This window comes from Rhizobium arsenicireducens (genome assembly GCF_964021225.1).
Map to the genome: position 1 here is coordinate 85039 of NZ_CAXHYK020000003.1, position 12819 is coordinate 97857.

Consider the following 12819-nt stretch of genomic DNA (forward strand, 5'->3'; position numbering starts at 1 on the left):
GAGTGCTCAATCGGTAAAGCCATATCGTCGTTAAGATCATAACATCGATGCGAAACTAACATGTGAATGCACGCAGGTTAAGATCAAAACCACCATGTGAACACACGGTAATATGCCGTTACGAAACCACACGAGTTAGTCGTGTGGTTTAGTCGAGTGCTCCGGTCGAGTGGTGAACCCCGGAGCCGCGTAAGGCCTCACTTGGCGCTCGCACGGAAGGCGCAAGGGCGAAGAGCGAAGCGTCCCTTTCGCCTGAGTACGAGGGACAGACAAAGGCCTTCAGAAGCGGTTTTGGCGGTGAACCCTGGTGAGCGTTCCAACGGAAATAACGCGAAGCGAAGCGGAGCCAGTCAAGTGGTGGAATTAGATTGAAATTTGGAAATAGTGCTTTAAGTTGAGAGTGGCAGAGATCGGCAGCAGTAAGGCCCTGACTTCGTTCCATTTCCTATACAAAGGTACGGCGATTGCCACTGTAGCTGGGCCCAGCAAGAAGTGGATGAATTGGGCTCCCGCGAAGTAACGCTCATATGGCACTTCGGCCGCGATCATCATGACGGAAAGTGCAAGTATGGAGATGAGCACTGGATTAACCAGGGGATGCCGTCCCAGTCTTTTTGAAAGCTCGGAAGCCAAGATCCAGGTAAATAGGGTCAATGTGAGCCATAAGAGAGGGGAGGCTGAAAGGTAGACCCAGAGCTCAATCGGCGATCGGTTCATGACCGACGCCGTACAGAGATCAGCTTTCTGACCAGGATGAATGCCCAAACCGTGAGCATCAATGTGATAATCGCGGACAAAATGAGCACGGCACCGAGTGCCCATATCTGAGCACTCAGAATGCTGGCCAGCGCTACGACGCCGACACCTGCCGGTACAAAAAACAGCCCCAGATTTGACAGTAGGGTTTCGGCGGCCTCATCGATACTTGCTGCTTCCTGCATCCATAGGCGATCCAGTACCGGAAGAGCTGCAAACAAGAGCACAAGCCCCGCCACGGGACCTGGTATGGATACTCCCAGCAAGAACACAAGGCTCTCGCCCACCAACTGGAACAGCAGAAGGACGGCAAATCCACGAAGCATGGGGCTCTCCTAGAATCGCATTTGGGCCAACAGCCCCGGCATTTGAGTGTGTCGTCAAAGACTGCGCAGTTAAATTCTCAACGCCTTCGATCGATGGACAAATTTAGCTTAGAAGGCGGGATGCACGGCCGCTGCGTCTCTGTGCGTGGTTATAGTACTCCGCAGCCTGCTGCACGGATCGGTGACGCGACTGCTCCATGGCCTCAGGCAGGGGAATGCCGCGATTCGCCGCTTCGGTCAGATAACCAGAGCGTAGGCCATGGGCGGAAAACTCCGTCGGATCGAGCCCGGCCAGTTCCGCCCGGTGCTTTAGAATGTCATTGATGGCCTTCGGATCCAAGGGCCGGCGCGAAACATTCCCCCAGCGATCGATCGCCCGGAAGATACTACCCTTGTCGATCTTTGCAGCATCAAGCCAGGCGTTCAGGGCATCAACGGGACGTCCAGCAAGATAGACCACTTCATCGTTTTCAGCGCCGCTGGTCTTTGTGCGGCCCAGATGAATGGAAAGAGAGGGCAGGGGAGGGCCACTATCGACCTCGATAGGATCCTCCTGCTGTAACTGTTCTTTCCGGAGGCTCGCGACCTCGCTGCGGCGACGGCCGCCCGAGGCAAAGGCGACCATCAGGATCGCACGGTCTCTGACATCACGAAGGCTTCCCGTCGTGCAGGTTCCGAGCAGTCTCGACAGAATATCCCCCGTGACGGCCTTGGCGCTTTTCCGCTTCCTTGGCCTCGGAGTCGCACGAACGGCCAGTCGGAGTGCAGATTTGAGAGCAGGAGAACCGAAAAAGCCGTCCAGCCCACGCCATGCCGTCAGGGTCGACCAAGTGGCGAGCCGCCGGCGCACGGTATCGGGTGCATGCGGTCCGACCGTCCGTAGAAATCCCTGGATCCGGAGCTTGTCGTCGACATCTGCCGGCATACCGTGTTCCGGATCCGTCAGACGTTTCTCTGCGTCCCACAGGTGGTGCGCGACGAATTTTAGAAGGAGCGCTTCGGGTGCTGGCCAAGGAAGCGAGCGGCCCGTCGCCGCCAGCGACCAAGCCTGCAGGTACGCAAGATCGGAGGTCAGCGCGCGCAGCGTGTTGGCACCCATGCCCTCGTTGACGAGATGGCGAAGGGTCTCGATGTCCTGATCGGTCAGAAGTTCCGCCAGCTCATCCCGTCGGTCCATGGGGAGAACTGCGGCAATTGTGTCGAGTGTCGCTACTCGGGCCGCGAGCTCAGCAGAGCGATCAATGCTCATGCTCAGGGGTTCCAAACACCGCCACACCTTCTGCGCGGGCAGCTTCCGCCAGTCGGCGGTCGAGCGTGGCGAGAGGGAGCTGTTCAAGAAGTGCTAGAGCGAGGTAGGCGGCATCGTAGGCGCTGAGACGGTATTTCCGGGACAAACGCACCACCTCTGTGTCGTCGCCGGCGCCACTCAGGTGCAATGGTAGGCTGCGGAACCGCGCCAGCGCCGAATGAACATAATCAGCCGAGATCCGCTCACGCTTTTCGGCGCTCAGGAGTATGCTGCGAATCTCATGGCGAAGCAGATCCGGCGCGACTGCGTCTTCCTCTGCCATGCGGGCCATTGCTAGTTCGGCGGTTGTGTTTTCTTCGTCCGGCAGCAGCCACGCGCCAGCGATCGAGGCATCAACGATAAAAGCCACTAGCGTCGGCCTTCCTGCTTCCATTCCTGGATTTCTTGATGGGTGACGGGCTTGGCCTGGGCGCGCAGCGCTCGTACCGCTTCGATCGCGGCCAGACGCTGACGTCGCTCGTCCACGGCCACCAAACGCGCTACGGGATCATTGCCACGAGCGATGATGAAGTCCTCGCCGGCCTCGACGCGTGCCAGCAGTTCTGACAGATGCGTTTTGGCCTCGGCGACCTTGACGGTAACAGTCATGACAGGTCCTTCCCTGTTCGTTTTCGCAATTCATATGTAAAATAGTCCGCATGCCGAAGTTGGTCAATAGGCTGACTAACTGACCTCCGATAAGCATTACTTATCGGCGGTGAGCCACCGCGGGCTCTTTGGTAAGAAGTACGGAACCGTATTAGGCATATAGCTTTCGCTTAACGAATCATTTACCATAAATTCAATGTCTTACGATCTCGCCAGATTGCCCATCCAGAGCCTGCTGCGGTGTAAGCGGGGCTAATCCGGTGGCAATGCCGAGAAAACCTGCAGTTTCGGGAGCTTGTGCGCGCTGGCAGGACCGGCTGCTGAGAGGGCAGGGTGGTCGTCAGAGACGCGCCGCAACCAGGGATGCGAGCGGGGCAATAGGATGATCTTTGTCGCTGATCCCCAGCCGATCGCCGAGGTAGTGCCAGAACGACAGGCCGAGCTTCTGGCAGGTCTTCGAAAGGCCCAGCATGCTGTCGCGCGCCTGGCGGCCGTTGCGACTGACCGTGCCCCCGGAAATCTTCCGCTTGATGACAAAGCCACGCAGATCGCGCTCCGACGCATTGGTGTGAAGCGGGATCTCCGGCCGCTCAAGAACCATGAGCAGCTCCGGCTTGCGACGCCTCAGCCGAAACAGCAGTTTGTCGAGATCGCTGTAGCCGGTGCGGATCGAGAATATCCGGTCGAAGCGAGCCCGCAGGCCCTTGGCCATAGCTGGGTCAGGCCTTCGTCGATAGGCTTTGAGAGCCTTGTAGAAGTGCCAGATGAGCTCGCGCAGGATCTCGACGTGCTTCACCTGGCAGGGCGTGGCCGGCATCAGCTTTTGCAGCAGCCGTTCCGCATGCACCCAACACAGCGCGTGGGTACCAACCCGAAACTGCCCGGCATCGTCGGAGACGATCACCGCGTTTCCAACCAGGCCATGATGGCGGATGGCGCCCCATATGCCGGCCTCCGCAAATGGCCGAAGCGTTTCCGTGTCGAAGATGTCGATGCCATGTTCAGCGAGGTGCTGGAGAAACGGCACCCTATTGCCAAACCGCAGCGGTTGACGGGTTCAACCGAGCCACAAGAGCAGTATCGACCTGACGGTCTTCCAGCAGCGCAAAAGCGGCGTCGTTGAGAACATAGTCCTGATAGTTGCCGCGCAGCAGAGCGAGGAAGTTCAGCCGCGACTTCGAGGACGCCGTGCGGAAGGCGGTGAAATGCTCGCCGCCAATATGCGTCGTATGGAAATTGCGGTTGGCGTGACGGGCACCGGTGTCGTCGACCGTTACGTAGGGCGCCGAGACGAGGCCGGCATGCAGCACGGCTGCATCCTCGGCGTGGAAACCATCCAGCCTCTCTGTCAGGAACCGCACCACCTGGCGCTTCGATATTTCGACGCCAACGTCGTTGAGCAACGTCGTCATTCGCTGCGTCGTGACCTGCCCATGCGCATGCAGCATCAGACAAAACCGCCGCAGATTGGGTCCAAAGCCACCTCTTATCCCCGCAGGCAGCTGTGCTGTGATGGTGTCTCCCTCCGGCGGTCACCCAGCACTCCCGCCGGTAACGAACCACCTCGACCTTGAGCACCAGATCCCGGACGAAGCAGTCCTTGTAGCCCTTAAAACGCGATCCGGGCGGTACACTGGCAGGCAGCACCTCTTCACGCGTCACCCGCTTCGTGTCGTTCTTCGGCCCTCGCGGCCGGGGTGCAGGATCCTTGGCCGAGAGCGGCTTGTCACCCGTTGCTTTCTCCATGCCAGACGGTCTGAAGGGCGGGCGGGGGGCCAAGTTTTTCAGGCGCGCAATCTCGTCGCGCAGAAGCTGGTTGTCGATCTTCAGCCGGGTGTTCTCGAGCCTGAGCTGATCGTTCTCATCGCGAAGCCTTTGGTTTTCAGCTTCGAGCTTTTCAACCCGGGCCTCTGCTCGATCAGCCCGCTCCACCAAACCCGTCACGAGCTCTCGCAGCGCCTTCAGCGACAGCGTGTCGGCATGCTCGGCCATGGGCAGGCGGCGCTTCGTCATAACGGGAGTGAATCATGAATTACCGGAAACAGGAATCCCTCGTGCCACCGGATTTGCTCCAGGTACTGCTGAGGCCGATCTCCGAGGCCGCCGTCGCGCTTGCCCGCCTCGACGAGCGCATTGCCCGCTCTCCCGTCGGCGAGGGCTTTCTCGAGCGCGGCCACTTCCTCGAGGCACACGCCTCGCTCTGGGTCGACGGTGAACTCGTTCATCTCGAGGACCTAGTCCTGCATGACGCGCTTCGCGACATCCGCGCACCCACCCACGAACTCACCATCGCCCGCGACATCCTGAAAACCCGCCGCCGCATCACCGCCCATCCACCGGCCTGGGCGCTCTCAGGCCCGGGCCTCACCTCGCTGCGCGGGCAGGCGTGGCCTGCAGCATTATCGGGTGGAGACGGGGAGGGGGGGCTCGATAGGAATGTTGAGGTGAGCGACGATCCTGCCCGGGTAGGGGAGGATCCCGACATTGATGATCTGGGTGATGCGTTTGCCGCGATCGATGCGGTGCTCGCCCGCTCCGAGGCTGCGATCGAAGATGCGAAAAAGCCAGGGCGCGCCAAAAACGCTCCGGAAAAGGATCCCTTGGTCTACGATCTCGACTGGGATGAGGACGAGCGGCTCGCGGAGTGGCAGGCCGTGTTGGCGCGCGCCCAGGATCTGCCGCCTGTCTTGCAGGCCATCGTGGCGCTCGATGCCTGGGACGAGATCGCCGTGCTCCAACACGCGCCCTGGCTCGGTCGGCTACTGGCCGCGTCGGTCCTGCGCGAGGGCGGCGTTACCAGCGGCACCCATCTCGCGGCGATCAATATTGGGCTAAAAGCGATCCCTGTCGATCGGCGCCGGCATCGTGATCGCGAGACACGGTTGCTGGCGATAGCAAGGGCGCTGACAATCTCCGCCGAGACGGGGCTGAAAGAACATGACCGATTGGTGTTGGCGCGGCAGATGATGATGCGCAAACTCGAAGGGCGGCGAATGTCATCCAGGCTGCCAGAGCTGGTCGAGTTGGTCATGGCGCGGCCGCTGATCTCGGCTGGCATGGTGGCGAAGACGCTTGAGGTGACGCCTCAAGGCGCGCGGCGGATCGTGCAGGAACTGGGGCTTCGCGAGATGACGGGGAGGGGGAGGTTTCGGGCATGGGGGTTACTATAGAGATGTTGGTTTCCGCGCACCTCAATGGCGTTGGCACGTCAGCTGTCCACCGTTAGGGGGATCGATTAGCTTTAGAAAAAATTAGAGTTATCGCATATACTGTTGTCGAAGTTTGCATTCGCATGGAAGCGCTATCAAGGTGAACATCGAGAAGCTATTCGAAATTCGTTCCATGCGCCGGGTCTACAAGTTGACCAGCATCGTGACGCTTTTCGCGGTCGCAATACCAGCACTGATCTTCACCATCCCTTTTGCCGTTTTTGGAAACAATTATGTCCGCGTTTTTGTGATCGCCATCGTACCGGCCACCCTGATACCGCTTTTAATCACGCCACCGCTGGCATTCATCGTCCTTAACCTCTTCAGGGTTCAGACGATGACAATTGACAAGGTCGACCATTACGTTCGGTTTGATACCCTGACAGGCGTGCTAACACGAGCCTATCTACTTGGTAAGACGCGCGAAGCGTTGCCAGCCGGCGGCGCCTTTCTCATGATTGATGCCGATCACTTTAAGTCAATCAACGACACGCATGGTCACGATATCGGAGACGAAGCGCTCAAGCGCATTGCCGAAGTGCTTCGCAAGGCATTTAGCACCGAAGCTCTCGTTGGCCGACTGGGTGGCGAGGAATTTGGTGTGTTTCTACCGGGTGCTGATGCCGCACAGACAAACAATTCTGCCGACCGACTTTGCCGGCTGATGCGCGAGGAAGGAAAAATAATCGCCGGCAAGATGTTGAATTTGACGGTGAGTATCGGTTGCGCACTTCATCAGGGCCATCGGTCTTTGGAAGAGACCATAAAACTTGCTGACACTGCACTTTACCACGCAAAGCACAACGGGCGTAATCGTTACTGCATTGCTGATAGCCACGCATAGGATAAGAACAGCTAGCCTGCAGGACCAGAACTCGACGCGGTTCGGAGGAAAACTGCAGCCGATGTCTCTTCGTCGAAGCGAACAGTAGCATGCTGGAATCCTGTTGCTTGCGCAAATTTCAAGCGCATTTTACTCCCAGCCTCGAATTTCGTTAAGAAGATTCTAATGCATCGCTGTCAAATATTGCGCTAGTTGCAGTGACAGGGGGCCAGGGGCACATATGCTGATTTTTCAATGGTTAAGGTCTGACAGGAGAGGAAACTTTTCGATCATCACTGCACTTCTGCTACCTGTTTTGCTTGGTGTGGTTGGCGTCGCTGTCGATTTCACCCTGGCCGTAAATGAGGCCCTTCGTCTTCAGGCTGCTACTGATGCGGCGGCATTGGCCGTGGCCCGCCAACCGGATTTGAGTGAGAAAGAAACGGTCGCCCTTGCGCGCGCAATGCTTGTCGGGAATGGCAGTGAATTGAACGCTGAATTCAGTGTCAATCGTGTCGGCACTTCGGCTCAGGTTTTGGGCAAAGCGAAGGTGAAGACAACTTTTTCCGCAGTTCTCGGCTTCGAGTACCTTCCGGTCGCGCGGGAGAGCGTAGCCAATATCAGCGAAGATAAGTACGAAATCGCGATGGTCTTGGATACAACGGGCTCCATGGAAGGCGGTAAGCTCACCGCTATGAAACAGGCTGCAACAGATCTCGTAGACGACCTGTCCACAAAGATCACAAAGCCAGCTAATTTGAAATTTGCCCTGGTCCCATTTTCGTCTTTCGTAAATGTCGGACCGGATTTTGGTCCCGCGTTCTCTAACGGTAAGGTTTCGCGGCAGCCTGCTCAGTGGCTCGACGCTCTGGGTACATCGCCCATCGCGCAGAGAGACTTCGGGAGCAACTTCTCCCGTTTCATTTTATTCCATCATCTCAATACCGCTTGGGCTGGTTGTGTTGAATCCCGGCCCAAGTCAGGTGGCCGCGATTACTCCACAACAGATGACACTCCCTCATCGAAAAAGCCGGAAACTCTTTACGTACCCGCGTTCTCAAACGATGAGCCAGGAGGCGGCGCGTATATGAACAGTTACGTGAGCGATAGTCCTGCGACAATTAACCAGGCGACTTGGGACGATCGGCGGAAGCGATATGGCGTCACCTATACAAATATGCCGACCACGCTAGACGGCTGGGCGAAGTCCCAGCCAAACTGGACGAAAGTCACGCAGGATAATTCAATCTCTTACTTTTATTCGAACTATCACTATCCAAAGGGCCCGAATTTTATGTGCAAAACACAGAAGATTACGCCCCTGACGAACAATTATAGACAGATCAAAAGCGACATCGACACTCTGTTTACCGCCGGAAGCACCAATATTAACGAGGGTGCTGCATGGGGATGGCGCGTTCTTTCAAGTAGCGAACCTTTCTCTGAGGGAGCTCCGGAAAGCGACAAAACGGTCAAGAAAATCATGATCCTGCTCACCGATGGAACAAATTCATTTGGACATACATCGAGCGCCTTGGGATCCGCTTACAGCAGTTACGGATATCTTGTTGATGGTCGTATGGGTACAACGTCGACCGATCAGAATGTCACGACAACTACAATGAACTCAAAGACGCTGTCGACCTGTGACAACGCCAAAGCAGCTGGCGTCCAGATATACACAATCCTGCTGGAGGAAAATAATGGATCGACTAGCGATCTTTTGACGAAATGCGCGAGCTCGCCAGAAATGTTTGTCAATGTTCCTGATCGCGCGGGCTTGGCCAAGGCATTTGAAAAGATCAAGAACGGGATCAGCGGCACCCGACTCACAAACTAAAAGCTCGGAAGTCATTACACAATTACACCTACTGAATATGCATGTAGATTATTCGGGAGATTGGCCAATACGAAATAACTGAATAGCAGCACGGCCTCCGGACAGCGAAAGGTGTTATGTGGGCGGCCATGGCTTATTGTGCGGCGATCTTGAGGCACCGAAGCCGTTCAATAACGTAACGTAACGCAGCTGCCACTCAACATGAGCACGCTCGAGTTATGATCAGCGGCGTATTGGTTTCCACGCGGAACTGAGCCGGTGGCGCATAACCGGCTCAGTTCCGCGTGGAAACCAACAAATCAACAAAAGCGCTTGTCTTGCAATAATGGGAATGGCGCTGAGTTGCTATGGTATGAAGACTTAGCGCTCGACTGGCTGTGAAGAGGCTGCAGGAATCGTCTGGCCGCCTCTTAGAGCCTGACTCGAAAAGAATTCAATAAACGTAATATCTTGCGAGCCGTCGGGTCAGGATGCGTGTACAGAAACGGTATTCACCTGACAGTGCCGCGCTTTGAAGCGGGTTCAGGCGGCGCGGGTTTCGGGTTGCATTGAAGCCTGTTTCTGCGTTTTTGTCAGCGTTGCTCCTTTGGTTTTTTGCGGTGTTGGTACGGGCTCTTTGTTTAGCCCGTCGATGAAGGCTTGGCGCGGTGTCCGGCCTGCCATGTTACGACCTTGGTGGGGTCGTTTGGTGTTGTAGCTGACGAGCCAGTCATCGAGGACCACCTGCATTTCCTCGATCGTCTCGAACCATGTCCTGCGGCCTTCGACGCGGAAGTGCTCGTCGAGCACGGTGCGGTGGAAGCGCTCGACGATGCCGTTGGATTGCGGCCGGCGGACCTTGGTCGTGCGGTGCTCGATCTCCTCGAGCTGCAGGAAGAGCTCGTAAGGATGCTGGTCGGGCCTGCCGCAGAATTCCCGCCCATTGTCCGACAGCACCGTCTCGATCCTGGCGTCATGGGCCTCGAAGGTCGGGATGACGTCGTTGTTGAGGATATGAACGGCGGTGACCGGCAGCTTGGAAGGATAGAGCCTGGCCCAGGCATGGCGCGAATGGCAGTCGATGGCCGATTGCATGTAGATCTTGCCGATCCCCTTGAGCGTCCCGACGAAGAAGGTGTCGACGGCGACGAGACTTCCCGTATGTTCGGCCTCGATATGACGCTCGCGGAATTCGGGCGAGAAGCGCTCAAGCAGCTTGACCTGCTCGTCGGAAAGGCTGATCGACCGCTCGGCCGTCTCTCTCTCCAGCCTGAGCAGACGCTCGTGCTTGGTGAGCAGGTTGTGGCGCTGCCAGACGCCGCGCACCCCTCCCGACGAGACGGCGAGGCCCTTGAGCCGGAGCTCCTGCTCGACCCGAAGCGCGCCATGGCAGGGATGGTCGAGGGCATGGGCCAGCACCGCCTGCTCGATCTCGGCGGGCACGCGGTTGGGATGCGGTCCCTTGGCACCCGGCAGCCGGTCGATGAGCCCTTCTGCTCCATAGGTCTGGAAATTGCGCCTGATCTCGTAGAATTGCTGGCGCGAATAGCCCATCACCTTGCAGGCGCGGGAAACATTGGAAAGTTCGCTCGCCAGATCGAGCAAAGACAGCTTGCGACGTGCTATCTTATCCTTCGTGGTCATGTTCGTTGTCCTCGGATTTGAGATGTTTGGCGACACCATCAAACCCGCTTCGACGCGGCATGGCCACACCCGTTTCGATGCGCTCGACTCTTACGGTCGCGCATCGAAACTTCGGACCAACTGTCAGGCGATTACCGTCTCAGGACAGGATGCGGATGTGGGCGATGACGATCCAGGCTTCAGCGGAAGCGATTGATTTCTCCCAATCCTTGGCCAATCGTCGACATCTGCCAAGCCATGCGAAGGTGCGCTCCACGACCCAGCGACGCGGCAGAACCTCAAAGCCCTTGGCCTTGTCGGTCCGCTTGACGATCTGGAGAGTGAACGCAGCGATCTTTTGCAGTGCGCCCTTCAGCTTCGGTCCGGCATAACCACCGTCGGCGAAGATATGTCTCAGCCACGGCCAGCGCTTGAGAATGGTTTTGAGAACGGCAGGCGCGCCGTCGCGATCCTGAATATCGGCGCTGTGAACCATGAGGCCGACCATCAGTCCGAGCGTGTCGACGACGATATGACGCTTGCGTCCCTTGATCTTCTTGCCCGCGTCATAGCCCGAAATTCCGCCGCTTTCCGTGGTTTTCACACTTTGACTATCGATCACGCCCGCAGACGGCGAAGCTTGCCGGCCTTCCAATTCACGCGCCTCCATAACAAGATGATGGTTGATCCGACCCCATAAGCCTGTCGCTCGCCACTCGTAGAAATAAGACTGCACAGTTGTAAAAGGCGGAAAATCCTTCGGCAGCATTCGCCACTGGCAACCCGTTGAAGCAATGTAAAGCAGCGCGTTCACGACCTCGCGGAGATCGGTGCTGCGCGGCCTGCCTAAACGCCTCGGCTCAGGCAGACAAGGCGAGATCAATCCCCATTCCCGATCCGTCAGGTCACTTGCATAGCGGCGCGCGCGTCGGGCATATTGCCGACGGGTGAAATCAGTCCAGCCCATGGTGGTCTCCGTTCGTCCTAAGCAAACAAACAGAATCACAACTGACTGATTTCACTCAACTCTTTTTCGGTCAGGCTCTAAGAATGTTGAAATCAGAATTTCGGCTATGGCGCGCGCCGAGCACGGCTATCGAAGGCGGAAAATCAGACTTGTGCCGAAGATTAAATACTTAGTTTCATCTTTGCTTAGCTGATCCCCGCCGCGACCGTTGTATGTTCTAGACTAACTCTTTCTGGCTTCACCGATAACGCGCTACAGCGAGGTCGGTGGCGTCGATCTCCGGCGATCGGCCGCATACAAGATCCGCGAGCACGCGGGCCGAGCCCGAACTCATGGTCCAACCGAGCGTGCCGTGTCCAGTGTTGAGGTAAAGGCCGTTAATCTTCGTTGGGCCAATGACTGGCGTTCCATCGGGCGTCATTGGACGCAGGCCGGACCAGAAACTCGCTTTCGAGACGTCGCCACCGGGGAAAAGGTCGGTCACGGAATGCTGCAGTGTCAGGCGGCGCGGTTCACCTAAATCGTTGGTATAGCCGGAAATTTCTGCCATGCCACCGACGCGGATACGATCGCCAAGCCGGGTGATTGCGATCTTATAGGTCTCGTCCATCACGGTTGAGACCGGAGCACGCGCCTCATCAGTTATTGGGATAGTCAAGGAATAGCCCTTGACCGGGTAGACCGGTAGGCGAATGCCGAGCGGACGCACCAGCAGAGGAGAATAGCTACCAAGCGCTACGACCACGGCATCAGCCTCGACACGGCCATGGGCAGTGACGACGCCGGTAACGCGTCCGGACTCTACATCGATACCCCGGATGATGCTGCCATAGTTGAAGCGTACTCCGAGTTCGGCCGCCTTGGCGGAAAGCGCATTGGCGAACTTGAAACAATCGCCGGTCTCGTCCTTCGGCGTCAGCAGACCACCGACGATCTTTTCGCGCACGTGCCGGAGCGCCGGTTCCACGCGGATACAACCTTCAGGGTCGAGTACCTCGTAGGGAATGCCGTCGGCGGCGAGCGCCTTCACGTCCTTCGCCGAGGCGTCGAGCTGAGCCCCCGTGCGAAAGAGCTGTAGCGTTCCTTTCATGCGCTCGTCATACGAGATGCCGGTTTCTTCGCGCAGCGCGGCAAGCGCAACGCGGCTGTAATCGGCAAGCCGCAGCATTCGGCTCTTGTTGAGGGCGTAGCGATCGGACGTGCAGTTTCGCAGCATTTGCGCCATCCAGGACAACATGGCCATGTCGACCTTGGGCCGCAAGATGAGCGGCGCGTGCTTCATGAACAGCCATTTCATCGCCTTCATAGGGATGCCGGGTGCGGCCCAAGGCGAGCAATAGCCAAATGAGACCTCGCCCGCATTGGCAAAACTGGTCTCCAGCCCTGGCCCAGGCTGGCG

General features: G+C 57.6%; 11 protein-coding genes and 1 pseudogene. 3 read left to right on the plus strand and 9 right to left on the minus strand.

Annotation, left to right across the window (positions count from 1 at the left end; all coding sequences use genetic code 11):
- Positions 1-363: 363 nt before the first annotated feature.
- The 6 genes and pseudogenes from ACWPVA_RS21595 to ACWPVA_RS21620 all read right to left on the minus strand — a co-directional run bounded on the left by ACWPVA_RS21595 (position 364) and on the right by ACWPVA_RS21620 (position 4992).
- On the minus strand, positions 364-822 hold the full coding sequence (locus tag ACWPVA_RS21595) for an LrgB family protein (protein ID WP_454289725.1): 459 nt from the start codon (positions 820-822) through the stop codon (positions 364-366).
- Positions 714-1082 (minus strand): CidA/LrgA family protein, encoded by a 369-nt coding sequence (locus ACWPVA_RS21600; RefSeq protein WP_454289726.1) that lies wholly within the window; start codon positions 1080-1082, stop codon positions 714-716. The genes ACWPVA_RS21595 and ACWPVA_RS21600 overlap by 109 nt, the downstream gene beginning before the upstream one ends.
- Before the next feature lie 103 nt (positions 1083-1185).
- Entirely contained in the window at positions 1186-2331 is a 1146-nt protein-coding gene (locus ACWPVA_RS21605) for a site-specific integrase (protein WP_454289727.1), read from the minus strand.
- Positions 2321-2740: a type II toxin-antitoxin system VapC family toxin gene (locus tag ACWPVA_RS21610; protein ID WP_454289728.1), complete on the minus strand. Its 420-nt coding sequence runs from the start codon at positions 2738-2740 to the stop codon at positions 2321-2323. The genes ACWPVA_RS21605 and ACWPVA_RS21610 overlap by 11 nt, the downstream gene beginning before the upstream one ends.
- Positions 2740-2979, minus strand: coding sequence for a type II toxin-antitoxin system Phd/YefM family antitoxin (locus tag ACWPVA_RS21615; protein WP_454289729.1), 240 nt, complete (start codon positions 2977-2979; stop codon positions 2740-2742). Before ACWPVA_RS21615 ends, ACWPVA_RS21610 begins: the two co-directional genes overlap by 1 nt.
- 340 nt (positions 2980-3319) lie before the next feature.
- Positions 3320-4992: pseudogene (locus tag ACWPVA_RS21620) on the minus strand (IS66 family transposase).
- Positions 4993-5006: 14 nt separating this feature from the next.
- Between ACWPVA_RS21620 and ACWPVA_RS21625 the strand changes: the two are divergent.
- The 3 genes from ACWPVA_RS21625 (at position 5007) to ACWPVA_RS21635 (ending at position 8851) form a co-directional block, all read left to right on the plus strand.
- Positions 5007-6149, plus strand: coding sequence for an RHE_PE00001 family protein (locus ACWPVA_RS21625; RefSeq protein WP_454289730.1), 1143 nt, complete (start codon positions 5007-5009; stop codon positions 6147-6149).
- A 139-nt stretch (positions 6150-6288) separates the two neighbouring features.
- The gene (locus ACWPVA_RS21630; RefSeq protein ID WP_454289731.1) at positions 6289-7032 is read left to right on the plus strand and encodes a GGDEF domain-containing protein; all 744 of its coding nucleotides are present in this window, start codon (positions 6289-6291) and stop codon (positions 7030-7032) included.
- A gap of 220 nt (positions 7033-7252) precedes the next feature.
- Positions 7253-8851 carry a pilus assembly protein TadG-related protein gene (locus ACWPVA_RS21635; RefSeq protein ID WP_454289732.1) on the plus strand — a complete coding sequence of 533 codons (1599 nt, stop codon included), beginning with the start codon at positions 7253-7255 and terminating at the stop codon, positions 8849-8851.
- Positions 8852-9373: 522 nt separating this feature from the next.
- Here the strand turns inward: ACWPVA_RS21635 and ACWPVA_RS21640 are convergent.
- The 3 genes from ACWPVA_RS21640 to ACWPVA_RS21650 form a co-directional block, all read right to left on the minus strand.
- Positions 9374-10474, minus strand: coding sequence for an IS481 family transposase (locus tag ACWPVA_RS21640; protein ID WP_454289733.1), 1101 nt, complete (start codon positions 10472-10474; stop codon positions 9374-9376).
- 139 nt (positions 10475-10613) lie between these two features.
- Positions 10614-11420: an IS5 family transposase gene (locus tag ACWPVA_RS21645; protein ID WP_454289734.1), complete on the minus strand. Its 807-nt coding sequence runs from the start codon at positions 11418-11420 to the stop codon at positions 10614-10616.
- Between the two features lie 238 nt (positions 11421-11658).
- Positions 11659-12819: D-amino acid dehydrogenase (locus ACWPVA_RS21650; protein ID WP_454289735.1), on the minus strand; the 1161-nt coding region annotated here is incomplete at its 5' end.